Source organism: Pseudomonas sp. GV047, assembly GCF_003058245.1.
GTDB classification, from domain to species: Bacteria; Pseudomonadota; Gammaproteobacteria; order Pseudomonadales; family Pseudomonadaceae; genus Aquipseudomonas; species Aquipseudomonas marginalis.
This window is the reverse complement of the sequence record NZ_QCWA01000002.1, coordinates 1-17,366: the sequence shown is the minus strand read 5'-3', so window position 1 is coordinate 17,366 and position 17,366 is coordinate 1. Positions and strand designations below refer to the sequence as shown.

Below are 17,366 nucleotides of genomic sequence, written 5' to 3'. Positions count from 1 at the left end.
CCCCCACACAGGCTGCCCAGACTCTCCCCATCAAAACAGGGAGATACCCATGAACCGCAGCCTGCTTTTCAAACTTGGCGCGATTGCGCTGCTGATCCTGCTGTTGCTGATTCCGTTACTGATGATCAACGGCATCATCAGTGACCGCCAGCAACTGCGCGACGGCGTCCTGATGGACATCGCCCGCAGTTCCAGCTACGCCCAGCGCCTCACCGGCCCGGTGATGGTGGTGCCGTATCGCAAGACCGTGCGCGAGTGGAAGCTCAATGAAAAGCTCAACAAGCGCTACGAGGTCACCCGTGAAGAGCGGGGTCGCCTGTATTTCCTGCCGGACCGTTTTGAGCTCGACGGCAAGGTGCAGACCGAACTGCGCGCACGGGGGATTTACCAGGCGCGGCTGTTCCATGCCGACAACCGTATCAGCGGGCGTTTCGAGCTGCCTGCGCAGTTGGGCATCACCGAAGACTTTGCCGATTACCGCTTCGAACCGGCGTTTCTGGCGGTGGGGATCAGCGATATTCGCGGCATCGAAAATGCGCTGAAGCTGGAGCTGGGCAGCCAGCGCCTGGAGTTCGAACCGGGCTCCCAAGTGGACTGGCTGGGGGAGGGCGTGCATGTGGCATTGCCGGAGCAGGACAGCAGGAAACCGGCTGTAGTGGACTTCGCCTTCGACCTGCGCCTGCAAGGCACCGAGCAACTGCAAGTGGTGCCGGTAGGCAAGACCAGCCAGGTGTCCCTGGCCTCCAACTGGCCGCACCCCAGCTTTATCGGCAACTTCCTGCCGGCCCAGCGCGAAGTGACTGACAACGGCTTCACGGCCAACTGGCAGACCTCATTCTTTTCCACCAACCTCGAACAGGCCCTGCAAACCTGCCTGGACGGCCAGGGCTGCAACGACTTCAACAACCGCAGCTTCGGCGTGAACTTCATCGACCCGGTGGACCAGTACCTCAAGAGCGACCGCGCGATCAAATACGCGCTGCTGTTCATCGCCCTGACCTTTGCCGGTTTCTTCCTGTTCGAAGTGCTCAAGAGCCTGGCGGTGCACCCCGTCCAGTACGCATTGGTGGGCGTTGCCTTGGCGTTCTTCTACCTGCTGTTGTTGTCGTTGTCCGAGCACCTGGGTTTTGCCTTGGCCTACCTGATTTCGGCGAGTGCCTGCGTGCTGTTGATCGGCTTCTACGTGTGCCACGTGCTGCGCAGCGTTGCCCATGGCCTGGGGTTTTCGGCGGGGCTGGCGGCGCTGTATGGCTTGCTGTACGGGCTGTTGAGTGCCGAGGACTACGCACTGCTGATGGGCTCGCTGCTGCTGTTCGGGCTGCTGGGTACGGTGATGGTGCTGACGCGCAAACTGGATTGGTATGGCGTGGGCAAGCGCAAGGCGGCCGAGCCGCTGCAGTTCGACCTGGAGGCGGTGCAATGATCGGGTTGCGGGAGGATCAGCAAGTGGGGGCGCAGTTAGCCGCAAGGATCGTTACATTCCTCAATACCACCACCGTCCAATGTGGGAGTGGGCTTGCCCGCGATAGCGGTGGTTCAGAAACAGCTGTGCTGAATGACATACCGCGATTGCGGGCAAGCCCGCTCCCACATTGGGTCGGTGTGAACGTCACACGGGCGGCTGGGTCTCCAGCATCGAAGGTCGCTGGCTGACCTCGGCGTACCAGGCGGCCAGCTTGGGGTTGTCCGAGCGCCAGTGCATGTCCGGATGGCGGAAGTCGAGGTAACCCAAGGCGCAGGCCACGCTGATCGAGGCGATATCGAAGTGGCTGGTCAGCTCGGCGATGGCGTCCTGTTCCAGCTCGGCGAGGGCGCGGTGGATCTTGTTGCGCTGCTCGTCGAGCCACGGCGCCCAGTGTTTTTCCACCGGGCGCAGGGCGGTCTCGTAGCGCACCAGCACGGCGGCATCCATGATGCCGTCGGCTATCGAAGCCAGGGTCAGGCGCCGCCAGCGGGCCGAGCCATCGCGGGGGATCAGCGGGTTGCCGACGTGCTGGTGGTCGAAGTAATCGAGGATCACCCGGCTGTCGTGCAGCACGCTGCCGTCGGCCAGGCGCAGAGCCGGGATCTTGCCCACGGGGTTGTCTTGCACCAGCTGCGCATCGGGGTTGACCGGGGTCGGCATGCAGCCATGCAGGGCGACGCGGTCCTGCTGGCCGGTTTCAGCCAGCAGCACGCGGACTTTACGCACGAACGGTGACGCGGGGTTGTGGAATAAGGTCATGCTGGGAGCGGACATGGGCGAACCTCACAATGGACTGTGGCTAGCCTAGAGGGTTGCGCGGTGGCTGGCGAGGGGGAGTGCGGGTGTTTTTGAGGGCCTCATCGGGGGCAATCCCCACATGTGTCCCGCGTTCGTCATAACCACGCGGTCAACTGTGGGAGGGGGCTTGCCCCCGATAGCGCCCTCAGCCACGCCGCTTGAACAACGCCCAAATGCCAATGGCGGCCGGGATACCCAACCCCACCCAACTCAACGAATCCCACAGCCCATCCCCCAGCAACGCCGCAAACAACCCGGCGGCGCTGAGCAGGCCAATCCCCAGGGGAATGCCAAATACCTTCCAGAAACTCGACTGCCTTGGCTTCATGCCTTGCCCGCCTTGCGCCGCACGATCCACAAGTAAATCCCACTCACCAGGACGACGATGGTCAGCACATCCAGCGCCGCCCAGAGGATCTTCATCGGCATGCCGCCGTAGTCACCGAAGTGCAGTGGCTGCGACATGCCCATGGCGTCCATGTACCACGGCCGTTCGGCGATGGCGGTGACGGCCAGGGTGCTGGCGTCGATCAGGACCGGCGTGAGCAGGTGCGAGGTCAGGTGTGTGCTGCCCTTCATGAACACCGCGTAATGGTGCTCGCTGGAAAAGCGTGTGCCGGGGAAGGCGATAAAGTCCGGCTGCATGCCGGGCGCGGCCTTGGCGGCGATGCTCAGCAGCTCGCTCGCGGGGGCGCGTTGGGTCAGAGGCGGGGCGTTTTTGTAGGGTTCGATCATCGCGCTGAGGCTGTCGGTGCGCCAGGCGGCGATGATCAAGTCGGCACAGGCGCTGATCACGCCGGTCACGCCCACCACCAGCGCCCAGGTCAACGTGACCACGCCAATCAGGTTGTGCAGGTCGAGCCAGCGCAGGCGCGTGGACTTGTCCTGGCGCACGGTGGCGAACTTCAAGCGGCGCATGAACGGCAGGTACAGCACCGTGCCCGAGACAATCGCCAGCACAAACAGAACGCCCATGAATGCCAGCAGCAACTTGCCCGGCAGGCCGGCGAACATATCCACATGCAGGCGCAGCAGGAACAGGGTGAACCCGCCATTGGCCGACGGCATCTCGACCGCATCACCGGTGCGCGCGTCGAGCATGAAGGTGTGGGACGAGTTGGGCTCGGTCCCCGCTGTGGCGGCCATGATCGCGATCACGCCGTTCTTGTCATCTTCATCCCACGCCAGGTATTGCATGGCCTCGCCCGGGCGATGGGCCTGGGCCTTGCTCACCAGTTGCTCAAGGTCGAGCTGTGGCGTATCGGCAGGCATCTGCGCCAGCTCGGGCTCGTTGCCCAGCAGGTGGTCGATCTCATGGTGAAACACCAGCGGCAGGCCGGTGAGGGCGAGCAGCAGCAGGAACACCGTGCAGATCAGGCTGGTCCAGGTGTGGATGAAGGACCAGCGGCGGATGGTTTTGCTTTTCATGTTCTAGCCTTCAGACACGCCAAAGCCGCCCACAAGGGCGGCCCGATGGTTAACTCAGCCGATTACCATTGGTAGGTGGCGCTGGCGACGACGCTGCGCTGGTCGCCGAAGTAGCAGTAGTTGCCATCACAGGTCGACAGGTAGTCCTTGTTGAACAGGTTGGTGGCGTTCAACTTGACTGATGCACCCTTAAGGCTGTTGTCCAGGCGGCCCAGGTCGTAATGCACCGCACCGTCAAACACGGTATAGGCGTTGGCCTTTCCCAGCCAGGTGTTGGCCTGGTCGCCATAGGTGTTGCCGGTGTAACGGGCGCCAAAGCCGATGCCGAAACCGTCAAGCACACCGGTGTGCCAGGTGTAGTCGGTCCACAACGAGGCTTGCTGGTTGGGCATCAGTGTCAGGCGGTTGCCTTTGTAGATGCCTTTCTGCACTTCGGATTTTGCCAAGGTATAGGCGGCGATGACCTTGAGGTTCTCGGTCACATCGGACACGGCTTCCAACTCCAGGCCCTTGACCTTCACTTCGCCGGTCTGGCTGTTGATTTGCTGGCCCCCAGCGCCGAGGGTGGTCACCTGCACATTCTTCTGGGTCAGGTCGTAGACCGCTGCACTGAGCAACGTATTGGAGCCGGGCGGCTGATACTTGACCCCCATTTCCCACTGCTTGCCTTCGGTGGGCTTGAACGTCTTGAGCGCGTTTGTATCGGCGTTGCTCGCCGGTTGAAACGACTCGGCGTAGGACAAGTAGGGTACGAAGCCCGAGTCGAATACATAGCTCAGCGCCGCGTTGCCGCTGAAGTGTTTGATGCGGTCAGTGTTGGTCGCATCGCTGTCGTTGAAGTAGGTGGTGCCCTGATGCACCCAATCTTCACGCCCGCCCAGGGTCAGGCGCCACTTATCCAGGGCCATCTGGTCCTGCACGTAGAGACCGGTCTGCACGGTTTTCTGGTTGTAGTCGTAAAAAGGTCGGACATCGGTCGGGCGCAGGGTTGGCTGGGTATTGATCGGGTTGAAAATATTGGTGCCCGAGGCCGTCCCGAATATCGCGCGATAGGAGGTATCGGTGCGCTGGTGGTCCAGGCCGAGCAGCAGGGTGTGGATGACATCGCCAGTGGCAAAGTCTGCCTGGAAGTTGTTATCCACCGCGAACTGGCCGATGTCCTCGTCGACGTTGGTGGTCGAGCGGCTGATATTGCCCGCTGCATCCGCGGGGGAGAACGCGTAGGAACCCACGGTCAGTTGCTGGAACGACAGATCCGACTTGGTATAGCGCAGGTTTTGCTTGAACTGCCAGGTATCGTTGAAACGATGCTCGAAGGCATAGCCCAGCGCGTAGTAGGTGCGATCGTAGAACTCGTAGTCCGGGTCGCCCAGGTTCTTGTGGTGGGAGACCTCGCCCAGCGGCGATTTGATCTTGGTGCCCTGGATCGGCATGAACTGGCTGGTGGTCCCGGTATCGTCACGGGTGAACTGCGAGAGCAGGGTCAGCTTGGTGTCGGTATCGATGTTCCAGGTCAGGCTCGGCGCAATGTTGTAGCGTTTGTTGTCGATGTGATCGACCTGGGTGCCGGCATCGCGTACCACGCCGCTGAGGCCATAGAGGAATTGGCCTTCATCATCGATCTTGCCGGTGCTGGCGAAGTTGATCTGGCGGTAGTTGTCGCTGCCGTATTGCACCTGGATGGCGTTGCTCGACTCTGCGCTGGGGCGTCGGCTGACCATGTCCAGCAGGCCGCCCGGTGGGGTCTGGCCGTACACCGACGAGGCCGGGCCACGCAGCAGCGCGAGGCGGTCGAGGTTCCAGGTTTCCGCTTTGGGGTTGGCGTACACACCGCGCGGCAGTGGCAGACCATCGAGGAACTGGGTGGGCTCGAAGCCGCGCACGCGCATCCAGTCGTAGCGGGTGTCGCTGCCATAGCTGGCGGACACGATGCCGGGCATGTATTTGACCGCGTCGTCCAGGTTCTGCACGTTGCGATCCTGCATTTGCTCGCGGGTGGCCACGGAGATCGAACGCGGGGCCTCCACCAGGGCGGTGTCGGTCTTGGTGCCGGCGGCGGTCCGTGTGGCCAGGTAGCCTTGTACCGGGCCCCAGGCACTTTCCTGGTTGCCATCTTGCCCTGTGATGTTAGTCACCGGCAGCGCCATCACCCCCTCCGGAACCGCCACCAGCGTGTACGTGCCCGCGCTGCTCTGCTCCAGCTGCAACCCGGTGCCACGCAAGGCTTCACGCAGTGCACCCGGTGCATCGAACTGGCCCTGGACCGGGGCCGAGGTCTTGCCTGAGGCCAACGCTGGGTTGAGGGTCAGCGCCAGGCCGGCCTGGCTGGCGATCTGGTTCAGGGTGCTGGCCAATGAAGCGGCCGGCAGGTTGTAGGCGCGCACGCTGGAGGCTTGTTCGGCGGCAATCAGCGCAGTGCTGGCCAGCGGGGCGCTGAGGGCAATGGCCACGGCTAACAGGCTGGGGCGCAACAAGGTGTCTAGCGTGCGGGACATAGGGCGGCTCCTGAATGGAAGTAATTCGCAATTGCCTATGTGCCGAGCGAGATTTCAAAAGTGATAGGGCCGGTGGAAAATATTTTTTATTTGGCCTCAGGTGTCTTGGCGACAACCGTCACCCACCACGGCGTGTGCTGTTCGATCTGCACCGGCAGGGTGGGCAGCAGCGCGTTGAGCGCCAGGGTGGTGTCGTGCAGCGGGAAGCTGCCGGTGATGCGCAGGTCCGCCACGGTTTTATCCACACCCAGATGGCCGCTGCGGTAGCGACTGAGTTCCTGCACCACATCGCCCAGACGGGCGTTGTCGACCACCAGCATACCGCGCGTCCAGGCATCGCTGGCGGGGGTGACGGCCAGTGCGGGGCCGAGGCCGTCACTGCGCATCAACACTTGTTGGCCTGCCTTGAACACCTGTTCCCGTTGCAGCGCTTCGGGCTGGGCGCCCACCGCCGATTGCAGCACGCTCAGGCGCGTCGCGTCGTCTTCGCGCTTGACGATAAACCGCGTGCCCAGCGCGCGCAGGCTGCCGTCGCGGGTTTGCACATAAAACGGGCGCGCATCGTTGTGGCCGGTTTCGACGAGGATTTCGCCTTCCTGCAACACGATCAGCCGGCGCTTCTCATCGAAGCGCACGTCGATGGCGCTGTGGGTGTTGAGGTTGATCAACGTACCGTCCGCCAGTTTCAGCGTGCGCTGCTCCCCGGTGGCGGTGCGCTGGTCGGCCAGCCAATAGTGGATCGGCACGTAGCGCTCGCCGGCAAACAACGCCAGGCCGCACACCAGGGCAATGCTCGCCAGGCCGCTGCCGAGCTTGCGCACGCGCTGGCGAATGCCTTCGCGCGACTGCAACAACGCCGCCCGCGCCGGGCCCGAGGCCACGCTGAAACGCTGGTCGAGCATGCCCAGTTGACGCCAGGCACGGGCGTGCTCCTCATCGCTGGCCAGCCATTTGCTGAATTCTTCGCGCTCTACCGCGCTGCCATCACCCGAATCGAGGGACAACTGCCAGGCAATGGCCGCATCCAGGACACGGGCCGACACGGGCTTGGAGCTGATCACGTTCACAGCGGCTCGCCATACAGGGCGATGTAGCACTGGCGAATGCCCTGGGCCAGGTACTGGCGCACACGCGGCACCGACACCCCCAGGCGCTGGGCAATTTCGGCATGGCCCAGGCCGTCGAGGCGGTTATACAGGAAGGCGGCGCGGGCCTTGCTCGACAGCTTGCCGAGCAGGCGGTCGATGGCCTTGAGGTCTTCGAGGATCAGTTGCTGTTCTTCCGGCGATGGGTGTTCGCTTTCCGGGATCAGCATCAGTTCGCTGAGGTAGGCCTGTTCAAGGGCCGCGCGGCGGAAGTAGTCGAACAGCAAACCCTTGGCGATGGCCACCAGAAATGCCCGTGGTTCGCGGGGCTCGCGCAACTCGTCACGCCCGAGCAGGCGCATGAAGGTGTCCTGGCTCAGGTCTTCGGCACGGCTCGGGCAGGCCACATTGCGCCGCAGCCAGGCCAACAGCCAGCCACGATGGTCGCGATACAACGCACCAACAAGCTCACTGTGTGGGTTCTGGACCGACGACAAGGCATCACCGAATAAACAAAAGGTTTAAACTAACGAGAATTATTCGCGATTGTGTCAGAGGCGTGGAGCGGGCGCAATTGGCGTCCGTCGGGAGATGACATTAAAACGATGGCGCGTGTTTACGCCGTTTCCATTGGCTCAAACGCTCCTGCAGCGCCTGAGGCGTGTCGATCTGCTGCTGACGCGCGCGGCTGAACAGGATCAGCATCAGCTCCGCCGTGGCCAGGGCATCGGCGCTGGCGTGATGGCGTTCGCCCACGTGCAGGTTGAAGTGGTTGATCCAGTCGTCCAGGCCGGCCTCGCGGATATGCGCCTCGGGGCACAGCAGCGGGGCGATGTCGGCTACATCGAGGAACGGATGGGCCAGGCGATACCCCAGGCTGTCCTTGAGCGCGCGGCCCAGCATGTGTTGATCGAATGGTGCGTGGAAGGCGAGCAGCGGGCTGTCGCCGACGAACTCCATGAAGTCCAGCAGGGCCTCGGCCGGGTCGCTGCCCGCCGCGATGGCGCTGGGGCCGAGGCCGTGGATCAGCACACTGGGGCTGAGTTTGGTGTCGGCGCGGTGCAGGGTGCGCTCGAACAGTTGGGAAAAATCCACTGCGCCGTCCTCGATCACCACCGCGCCGATGGACAGCACCTGGTCACGGTTGAGATTCAGGCCGCTGGTTTCCAGGTCCACCACCACCCAACGCTGGCTGCGCAACGTGCTGTCGCCCAACACTACGGGCCTGGGTAATTGCTCCAGGCGCCGTTGTTGCGTTGTATCGAGTCTGGGCTTGGCCGCGCGCAGCCAGTCAAACAAGCTCACAGCTGATACCGCAAGGTCAGGCTGCTTTGCAGGCGCTGGGCCTGGCGCAGGGATTCGCGCAGGATGCGGCGGTCCAGGTGGTTGAGGCTGTCGGGGTCGACGCGGTTGGAGTACGGCTGGTTCTCGCGGGTCTGCAACTGATGCTGCTGCATACGGGTTTGCTGGATAAAGTGATAGGCCTCTTCATAGGCGGCGCCGTCCAGGGGCTCGATCACTTCCTTGACCACCAGCTGGCGCAGGCGCTCCAGGGTATTATTGGCGTGGATGCCGTTGGCCAGGGCCAACAGGCGTGCGCCGTCGACAAAGGGGGTCAGGCCCTGCACCTTGAGGTCGAGGGTGGCCTTTTCCGCGCCTTTGCGGGTCAGCACAAAATCGCGGAAACGCCCTACAGGCGGGCGCTGGCGCAAGGCATTCTCGGCCAGCATGCGCTGGAACAGCCGGTTATCCCCGACCTGGTCGAGAATGCCCTGGCGCAGTTGCTCACAGCCGCGTTCATCGCCCCACACCACGCGCAGGTCGAAATAGATACTCGAGCCCAGCAGGTTCTCCGGCGTCGCCTCGCGAATAAACGCCGCAAACCGCCGCGCCCATTCCGCCCGCGAGAGGCACAGCTCGGGATTACCGGCCATGATGTTGCCCTTGCACAGGCTGAACCCGCACAGCGCCAGGCTCTGGTTGATCTGCTGTGCCAGGGGCAGCAACCGCCCGCGAATCTCGGCGGCTTCCACCGCGTCCCTGGCTTCGAACAGGATGCCGTTGTCCTGGTCGGTGTACAGCGTCTGCTCGCGCCGGCCTTCGCTGCCGAAACACAGCCAACTGAACGGCACGCCGGGGTCGCCTTTTTCGGCCAGGGTCAGCTCGATCACCCGGCACACGGTGTGATCGTTGAGCAGGGTAATGATGTGGGTGATCTGGGTCGACGACGCGCCATGGGCGAGCATGCGCTCCACCAGTTGGCCGATCTCACCGCGCAGCGCTACCAGGTTCTCCACCCGTGGCGCATTGCGGATGGTGCGGGCCAGGTGCACCAGGTCGACCCGTTGCAGGGAAAACAGGTCGCGCTCGGACACCACGCCGCACAGGCGCTGGTCCTTGACCAGGCAGACGTGGGCGATATGCCGCTCGGTCATGGCGATGGCCGCATCGAAGGCGCTGTGGTCCGGCGTTAAAAAGAACGGCGCCTGGGTCATATGGCCTTCAATGCCCTGGCTGAAGTCGCCGGTGCCGTCGGCCACCACCTGGCGCAGGTCGCGCAGGGTGAAAATGCCCAGGGGCGCCTTGTGTTCATCGACAATCACAATGCTGCCCACCTGCTGCTCATGCATCAGCGTTACCGCTTCACGCAACGGTGTCTGCGGGCTGCAGGTGACCGGATGGCGCATCGCCAATTCGCCCAGGCGGGTATTCAAGGAATATTGGGTGCCGAGGGTTTCCACGGCTTTTTGCTGCACTTGCTGGTTGACCTGGTCGAGCAGGCTGCTGACACCGCGCAGGGCGAAGTCGCGGAACGGGCTGGACAGCGCGAACAGCTTGATAAAGGCCGGCTTGTTCAGTTGCAGGCAGAAGGTGTCTTCGGCGGCTTTATGCTCGGTGCGGGTGGCACGTTCACCTAACAATGCAGCGAGGGGGAAACACTCGCCGGTGGTGATTTCGAAGGTGGCTTGCGTGGCGTCCGGCCGTTCACCCACGACGCGGCCCTGCTTGACGATGTAGAAGTGTTCCACCGGCCCGCCCGACGGCTTGAGGATGCTCTCGCCGGGGCCGAAGAAGCGCAGTTGGCACTGTTCCACCAGAAACGCCAGGTGCGCGTTTTCCATCTGGTTGAACGGTGGGAAGCGTTGCAGGAACTGCAGGGTGCCGTGGATGTTCTGCAAGACAGCAGTTTTTCCCGCCTGGGCGAAGGCATCAGCTTTACTCATAACCATGACCGCAATTTTTTTGTCGTTATCGTCCTGCATGGTCGACTCCTGAGCGGCGGGTGCCCATTGGACGTAAGTCTAGGTCGATGAAAACGCCGCAGAACTAGGGAAAAACCTTACACGACTATCGTCCAAACCCCGTAGAACACCCACTAGGCAAACTTTCCGACGAAGTGCACATTGAACGCCCTTCCGCAGATGTCTGACGAGTGTGCTGGAAGATTGTCGAAAACCGCTGAGAAACGTATGTCCGACCACGATATTTTGAGTGATGCCGAGCGCGAGGCGCTCAGCGCCGTGATGCTGGAGCCTGATTTACCGCCACAACGCGTGTTGATTGTTGATGACGACAAGGACGCGCGTGAACTGCTGGCGGAGATCCTGGGCTTGGACGGTATTCGCTGCATGACGGCCGACAGTGGCGAGGCCGCGTGGGATTTATTGAAGTCCAGCAGTTCCATCGGTTTGCTGATCACCGATCTGCGCATGAAACCCAGCAATGGTCTGGAGTTGATCAAGCAGGTGCGCGAATCCACCCGCGCGGCGCTGCCGATCATCATCATGTCGGGGGATGCCGAAGCGCCGGATGTGATTGATGCGATGCATTTGAGTGTGGTGGATTTTTTGCTCAAGCCGATCGACAGCGTGAAGTTGGCGAAGCTGGTCAAGCGGGAGTTGGGGATGGCGCAGTAGACGGCTGACACCGTTGGTCGGGACTGTCAGATTTCACAGTATCGGCGTTTTAAGCGTGGCCTGTTTAATCGTTGCGAGGGGGCTGGTTGGGATCGATGCCCCTACTTGATGAGTTAAACAGGAGTTTATCATGAGTACTGAAAAACAAACGGTTAGCAAGATTGAGCAGTCCCATCGTGGCTCCGGGTCATCAACCATCACCGTCGTAACGGACGGGCACTCTGAAGGCTTTCACGCGAATTACTTTTCTGGAGATCGATTTTATATTCATATGGAAGTGAATAGCGTGGAGCTGCGTATTCAATACGGCAAGCGCTTGTCGGATGGACTGAATGAACTGCCAGCGGGGTCTTTTGGTCTCGAGTACAAGAGTCCGGCAGGCGCAGATTTTGACAATGTAACCGGTGGAACAATCAGCGTGACTGTTACCGGTGGAACCTTTAAGGGTGAGCTGAAAAATGTGACCGTTACCGGGTCGGGTGGAACTGCGACGTTCTATGGTAAATATGATATGACGGTCTAGTTATTAGCTTTTTTCAATGTAAATAAAGAGTCCTTATCTTCAGGGCTCTTTATATTCAGCAGTTATTTATGAGGTTTTGGATTAAGCAAGTCAGTTGCTGGGGTTGCAAAGTTTCTAATCGACCTGCGGTCTCTGATTCAAGCTGGTCTTGATAATAGGCAATTCTGATTGAGTGCCGCGATTAAATAATGGTGGATATCAAGACCGAAGCCCTGATCGAGTGATCAGGGCTTCGGCATTGCTAGCTTTTACTCAAAGGCCATTCCTGGCCTTGAACTCCCGACGCCGACGGTGCAACACCGGCTCGGTATAGCCATTCGGCTGTTTGGTCCCTTCAATCACCAACTCCACCGCTGCCTGGAACGCGATATTGCTGTCGAAATCCGGTGCCAGTGGGCGGTACAGCGCATCCCCGGCATTCTGACGGTCCACCACCGGCGCCATGCGCTTGAGGCTTTCCATCACCTGGGCTTCGTTGACGATGCCGTGGCGCAGCCAGTTGGCAATGTGCTGGCTGGAGATGCGCAGGGTGGCGCGGTCTTCCATCAGGCCGACGTCATTGATGTCCGGCACTTTCGAGCAGCCCACGCCTTGGTCGATCCAGCGCACGACATAGCCGAGGATGCCCTGGGCGTTGTTGTCCAGTTCGTTACGGATTTCTTCGTCGGACCAATCGGTGTTGCTGGCCAGGGGAATGGTGAGGATGTCGTCCACCGACGCGCGTTCGCGCTTGGCCAGTTCGGCCTGGCGTGCGAATACGTCGACCTTGTGGTAGTGCAGCGCGTGCAGTGCGGCGGCCGTCGGCGATGGCACCCAGGCGGTGTTGGCGCCGGCCAGTGGGTGGGCGATTTTCTGTTCAAGCATCGCTGCCATCAGGTCGGGCATCGCCCACATGCCTTTACCGATCTGCGCACGGCCTTGCAGGCCGGTGCTCAAGCCGATATCGACGTTCCAGTTCTCGTAGGCGCCGATCCATTTTTCCGCCTTCATCGCCGCCTTGCGCACCATCGCGCCGGCTTCCATGGAGGTGTGGATCTCGTCACCGGTGCGGTCGAGGAAGCCGGTGTTGATAAACACCACGCGCTCGCTGGCGGCCTTGATACAGGCCTTGAGGTTGACCGTGGTGCGGCGCTCCTCGTCCATGATCCCGACCTTGAGGGTGTTGCGTGGCAGGTTCAGCACGTCTTCGATGCGGCCGAACAGCTCGTTGGTGAACGCGGCTTCTTCCGGGCCGTGCATCTTCGGCTTGACGATGTACACCGAGCCGGTGCGGCTGTTCTTGCGTGTGTTGTTGCCGTTGAGGCTGTGGATCGCCGCCAGGCTGGTGAGCAGGCCGTCGAGGATGCCTTCCGGTACTTCGTTGCCGTGTTTGTCAAGGATCGCGTCGATGGTCATCAAGTGGCCAACGTTACGCACGAACAGCAGCGAACGGCCGTGCAGCGTCACGTCCTGGCCGTCGACGCCGGTGTAGACGCGGTCGGCGTTCATGGTGCGGGTGAAGGTCTTGCCGCCCTTGGCCACTTCTTCGGCGAGGTCGCCCTTCATCAGGCCGAGCCAGTTGCGGTAGATCACCACCTTGTCATCGGCATCGACGGCGGCGACGGAGTCTTCGCAGTCCATGATGGTGGTGAGTGCGGCTTCCATCAGCACGTCTTTGACACCGGCGGCATCGGTCTGGCCAACCGGGGTGCTGGCGTCGATCTGGATTTCGAAGTGCAGGCCGTTATGTTTCAGCAGGATCGCGATCGGCTCGGCCGCAGGGCCCTGGAAACCGATCAACTGCGCGTCGTCACGCAGGCCGCTGTTGCTGCCGCCCTTGAGGCTGACGATCAGCTTGCCGTCGACGATCTTGTAGCCGGTGGAGTCGACATGGCTGCCGGCGCTCAGCGGCGCGGCTTCGTCGAGGAAGGCGCGGGCGAAGGCAATGACCTTGTCGCCACGCACTTTGTTGTAGCCCTTGCCCTTCTCGGCGCCGTCGGCTTCGCTGATGGCGTCGGTGCCATACAGGGCGTCGTACAGCGAGCCCCAACGTGCATTGGACGCGTTGAGGGCGAAGCGGGCGTTCATCACCGGCACCACCAGCTGCGGGCCGGCCATGCGGGCGATCTCGTCATCGACGTTTTGGGTCGAGGCCTGGAAGTCTGCGGCTTCTGGCAGCAGATATCCGATGTCTTGCAGGAAGGCTTTGTAGGCCACCGGGTCATGGGCCTGGCCGGCGTGGGTCTGGTGCCAGGTATCGATCCGCTCCTGGAAATCGTCGCGTTTGGCGAGCAGGGCTTTGTTCTTCGGTGCCAGGTCGTGGATGACCTTGTCGGCACCGGCCCAGAACTGGTCGGCAGTGATGCCGGTACCGGGAATGGCTTCGTTGTTCACGAAGTCGAACAGGACTTTGGCGACCTGCAGGCCACCGACTTGAACGTGTTCAGTCATTGCTTGCCTCACTCTGCGGAGCTAATGCGCTGTTTCGGATTTTCATTATGTAGTGCACGGGAGGGCATACTACATGATGACTTGCGGTTGTGAAAATTAGACTAAATACGTCGTTTAGCGACCCACTTTGGTCGTACGGTCACAGCGGAGAACCGGATGTTCTCAAAAAACTATTGGATTGTTCCAGATAAATATAAAAATGGTACACGATTTGTTTTCGCGGGCCCCCGGGTCCACCTTGTAGATTGAATTCAGAGGGCTTCGCCATGGACCATCTTGTACTCACTATTATCGCCGCCGACAAACCCGGCCTGGTGGAACGCATCGCGCAGAATATCGCGGCCCACGGCGGCAACTGGTTGGAAAGCCGAATGGCGCATATGGCCGGGCAGTTTGCCGGGATCCTGCGGGTCAGCGTGCCTGCCGAGAGTCGTCAGGCCTTGGTGGGGGCTTTGGAGGATTTATCCACACACGGTATTCGCGTGCTGGTGGGCGAGGGCAGCAGTGGCCAGGCATCGGCGTCCAAGTCGATCGTGATGACGCTGCTGGGCAACGACCGCTCGGGCATCGTGCGCGAGATCACGGCGCTGTTGAGCAAGCAGGGCGTCAACCTGGAGCGCTTGAGCACCGATGTACGCCCGGCACCGATGAGCGGTGATCCGCTGTTCAGCGCCGAGGCGTTGTTGCAGGTGCCGTCGAGCTTGTCCTTGGAGGCGTTGCAGGAATCCCTGGAAACCCTGGCGGATGATCTGATGGTGGAACTGCACAGCGAGGAATAACCACCCACAAGGTTATGCATGGAAATCTTGCATGGGCCTGTGGATAACCTGTAGAGACCCGGCGCCAGGCCACGCCCACCGGGCTTCTCCGCCAACTGCGCAAAAAACGAGCAATTTCAAGGGCTTGTGCACAAATGGCGGGGACCAGGTTGTGGATAACCTTGGGGTGGATCTCTGCAAGCCAGGCCGGCTGGGGCTTGCAGAGGTTTGTACGTTATTTGATCAGCGTTTGCGCACGCTCAACCAGGCATCGACGCTGTAGACCACCAGCCCGGCCCAGATAAAGGCAAACGCGATCAGCGTGCTTGACGCCAGGTGCTCACCGAACAGCAGCACCGCTTCCAGCAACACCAGGGTCGGTGCCACATACTGCAAAAAGCCCAAGGCGGTGTAGGGCAAATGCCGTGCGGCGGCGTTGAAGCACACCAGCGGGATCAACGTCACCGGGCCGGCCGCCACCAGCCACCAGGCTTCGGATGTGCTCCAGAACGCCAGTTGCGCACTGTGGGCCGACGGGTTGAACAACAACCAGGCCACCGCAATCGGCACCAGCATCCAGGTCTCCACCACCAGCCCCGGCAGCGCCTTGACCGGCGCCTGCTTGCGGATCAGGCCGTAGAAACCGAAGGTCAGCGCCAGTACCAACGATACCCACGGCAAGCTGCCCACCTGCCACACCTGTTGCGCCACACCCACTGCGGCCAGCCCCACGGCCACCCATTGCAGGCGGCGCAGGCGCTCGCCGAGGAGCAGCATGCCCAGCAGCACATTCACCAGCGGGTTGATGTAGTAACCCAGGCTGGCTTCAAGCATACGCCCGCTGTTCACCGACCACACATAGGTCAGCCAGTTACCGGCGATCAACGAACCGCTGAGTGCCAGGATTGCCAGGCGCCTGGGGTTGTCGCGCAGTTCGCGGAACCAGCCCGGGTGCTTCCACACCATCAGCAGCAAACCACCGAACAGCGCTGACCACAGCACCCGGTGCACGATGATTTCGGCGGCGGGCACACTGGCGATGGCTTTGAAGTAGAGCGGGAACAGACCCCAGATGACATAGGCGCTCAGGCCCAGGATGTACCCCTTGCGGGGGTTGGCGGCTTGCATGCGTAATCCTTGCTTAGGCAGCTAACAAAGGGCGATTGTAAGGATATTTGTCAACCAATGGGACTGGCTTGGTAATGCGGTCTGCTTTGTGTGGGAGGGGCTCCCTCCCACATTAAAAGCAATCAGAAGAGTTTCAGCGGCTCTTCGTTGAGCGCTGAGAGTTGCTCGCGCAGCGCCAGCACCTGGTCGCCCCAATACCGCTCGCTGCCGAACCACGGGAAGCTGTGGGGGAAAGCCGGATCATCCCAGCGCCGTGCCAGCCACGCGCTGTAGTGCATCAGGCGCAACGCGCGCAGCGGCTCGATCAGCGCCAGTTCACGCGGGTCGAAGTCGTGGAATTCCTGGTAGCCGTCCATCAGTTCCGACAGCTGGCCCAGGCATTCCTGGCGATCACCGGCGAGCATCATCCATAAGTCCTGCACCGCCGGGCCCATGCGGCAATCGTCGAGGTCGACGATGTGGAACATCTCATCACGGCACATCATGTTGCCGGGGTGGCAATCGCCGTGCATGCGGATGTTCTTGTGCGGCGTGGCTTTGTAGACCTCTTCCACGCGCTTGAGCAGGTCGCGGGCCACGGACTCGTAGGCTGGCAGCAGGCTCTTGGGAATGAAATTGCCTTCGAGCAACGTATTGAGCGAGTCGTGACCGAAGTTCTTCACACCCAAGGCTTCGCGGTGTTCGAACGGGCGGGTGGAACCCACGGCGTGCAAGCGGCCGAGCAGTTGCCCAAGGCGATAAAGCTGGTCAAGGTTGCCCGGCTCCGGTGCGCGGCCGCCACGGCGGGGGAACAGGGTGAAGCGGAAACCGGCGTGTTCGAACAGGCTTTCGCCGTTATGAATCATCGGCGCGACCACCGGCACGTCGCACTCGGCCAACTCGAAGGTGAAACGGTGCTCTTCGAGGATCGCTTCGTTGGTCCAGCGCTGGGGGCGGTAGAACTTGGCGATCAGCGGTTCGGAGTCTTCGATGCCCACCTGATACACGCGGTTTTCGTAGCTGTTGAGCGCCAGAACGCGAGCGTCGCTGAGGAAACCGATGCTTTCGACAGCGTCGAGTACCAGGTCGGGGGTGAGGGTTTCAAACGGATGGGCCATGCGAACTCCTGCGCGCAGCAGGGCGCCGCGTCCGGCCGGGTATGGTACCGCACCAGGCTGGAGATAGGGGGCGCCTGTGCCATTGTCATCGGGGGCAAGCCCCCTCCCACAGGTGACCGCGTTTATCTCCAGTGTGGGAGGGGGCTTGCCCCGGTACAAACCGGGGACATCGTTTACATTTCTAACCGGGGACATGGTTTACAGGCTAATACGCATGATCAGGAGGTAACTGATCATGCCCT

15 protein-coding genes are annotated in these 17,366 nt (G+C 61.6%); 4 read left to right on the top strand and 11 right to left on the bottom strand.

The window, feature by feature from the left end; genetic code table 11:
- Nucleotides 1–49 precede the first annotated feature (49 nt).
- Complete coding sequence (gene creD / locus C8K58_RS05265) at nucleotides 50–1,423, top strand: cell envelope integrity protein CreD (protein WP_027605969.1); 1,374 nt, start codon at nucleotides 50–52, stop codon at nucleotides 1,421–1,423.
- Nucleotides 1,424–1,609: 186 nt separating this feature from the next.
- Here the strand turns inward: creD and C8K58_RS05260 are convergent, their stop codons facing one another.
- The 8 genes from C8K58_RS05260 to C8K58_RS05225 all read right to left on the bottom strand — a co-directional run bounded on the left by C8K58_RS05260 (nucleotide 1,610) and on the right by C8K58_RS05225 (nucleotide 10,495).
- On the bottom strand, nucleotides 1,610–2,239 hold the full coding sequence (locus C8K58_RS05260) for a glutathione S-transferase (RefSeq protein WP_092355559.1): 630 nt from the start codon (nucleotides 2,237–2,239) through the stop codon (nucleotides 1,610–1,612).
- A 169-nt stretch (nucleotides 2,240–2,408) separates the two neighbouring features.
- Entirely contained in the window at nucleotides 2,409–2,591 is a 183-nt protein-coding gene (locus tag C8K58_RS05255; protein ID WP_092355556.1) for a hypothetical protein, read from the bottom strand.
- Nucleotides 2,588–3,691: a PepSY domain-containing protein gene (locus C8K58_RS05250; protein WP_027605966.1), complete on the bottom strand. Its 1,104-nt coding sequence runs from the start codon at nucleotides 3,689–3,691 to the stop codon at nucleotides 2,588–2,590. The genes C8K58_RS05255 and C8K58_RS05250 overlap by 4 nt, the downstream gene beginning before the upstream one ends.
- Before the next feature lie 62 nt (nucleotides 3,692–3,753).
- Complete coding sequence (locus C8K58_RS05245; protein WP_027605965.1) at nucleotides 3,754–6,186, bottom strand: TonB-dependent siderophore receptor; 2,433 nt, start codon at nucleotides 6,184–6,186, stop codon at nucleotides 3,754–3,756.
- An 86-nt stretch (nucleotides 6,187–6,272) separates the two neighbouring features.
- Complete coding sequence (locus C8K58_RS05240) at nucleotides 6,273–7,253, bottom strand: FecR domain-containing protein (protein ID WP_027605964.1); 981 nt, start codon at nucleotides 7,251–7,253, stop codon at nucleotides 6,273–6,275.
- The gene (locus tag C8K58_RS05235) at nucleotides 7,250–7,768 is read right to left on the bottom strand and encodes an RNA polymerase sigma factor (protein ID WP_027605963.1); all 519 of its coding nucleotides are present in this window, start codon (nucleotides 7,766–7,768) and stop codon (nucleotides 7,250–7,252) included. The genes C8K58_RS05240 and C8K58_RS05235 overlap by 4 nt, the downstream gene beginning before the upstream one ends.
- 100 nt (nucleotides 7,769–7,868) lie before the next feature.
- Entirely contained in the window at nucleotides 7,869–8,576 is a 708-nt protein-coding gene (locus C8K58_RS05230) for a PolC-type DNA polymerase III (protein WP_027605962.1), read from the bottom strand.
- A complete protein-coding gene (locus tag C8K58_RS05225) occupies nucleotides 8,573–10,495 on the bottom strand; it encodes a putative nucleotidyltransferase substrate binding domain-containing protein (RefSeq protein ID WP_043293577.1) in 1,923 nt (640 codons plus the stop codon). Before C8K58_RS05225 ends, C8K58_RS05230 begins: the two co-directional genes overlap by 4 nt.
- A gap of 246 nt (nucleotides 10,496–10,741) precedes the next feature.
- Between C8K58_RS05225 and C8K58_RS05220 the strand changes: the two genes are divergently transcribed.
- Together C8K58_RS05220 and C8K58_RS05215 are read left to right on the top strand one after the other, a co-directional pair.
- Nucleotides 10,742–11,188: a response regulator gene (locus tag C8K58_RS05220; protein WP_027605960.1), complete on the top strand. Its 447-nt coding sequence runs from the start codon at nucleotides 10,742–10,744 to the stop codon at nucleotides 11,186–11,188.
- Nucleotides 11,189–11,318: 130 nt separating this feature from the next.
- Complete coding sequence (locus C8K58_RS05215; RefSeq protein WP_027605959.1) at nucleotides 11,319–11,711, top strand: hypothetical protein; 393 nt, start codon at nucleotides 11,319–11,321, stop codon at nucleotides 11,709–11,711.
- A gap of 252 nt (nucleotides 11,712–11,963) precedes the next feature.
- Here C8K58_RS05215 and C8K58_RS05210 read toward each other — a convergent pair whose 3' ends face one another.
- The gene (locus C8K58_RS05210) at nucleotides 11,964–14,141 is read right to left on the bottom strand and encodes a malate synthase G (RefSeq protein WP_108573329.1); all 2,178 of its coding nucleotides are present in this window, start codon (nucleotides 14,139–14,141) and stop codon (nucleotides 11,964–11,966) included.
- A gap of 266 nt (nucleotides 14,142–14,407) precedes the next feature.
- Between C8K58_RS05210 and C8K58_RS05205 the strand changes: the two genes are divergently transcribed.
- Nucleotides 14,408–14,920, top strand: a complete 513-nt coding sequence (locus C8K58_RS05205; RefSeq protein WP_027605957.1) for a glycine cleavage system protein R — start codon at nucleotides 14,408–14,410, stop codon at nucleotides 14,918–14,920.
- A gap of 222 nt (nucleotides 14,921–15,142) precedes the next feature.
- Here the strand turns inward: C8K58_RS05205 and rarD are convergent, their stop codons facing one another.
- Both rarD and C8K58_RS05195 read right to left on the bottom strand, forming a co-directional pair.
- Nucleotides 15,143–16,027 carry an EamA family transporter RarD gene (rarD, locus tag C8K58_RS05200; protein WP_027605956.1) on the bottom strand — a complete coding sequence of 295 codons (885 nt, stop codon included), beginning with the start codon at nucleotides 16,025–16,027 and terminating at the stop codon, nucleotides 15,143–15,145.
- 122 nt (nucleotides 16,028–16,149) lie between these two features.
- Nucleotides 16,150–17,124, bottom strand: a complete 975-nt coding sequence (locus tag C8K58_RS05195; protein WP_015886213.1) for a serine/threonine protein kinase — start codon at nucleotides 17,122–17,124, stop codon at nucleotides 16,150–16,152.
- Nucleotides 17,125–17,366 lie beyond the last annotated feature (242 nt).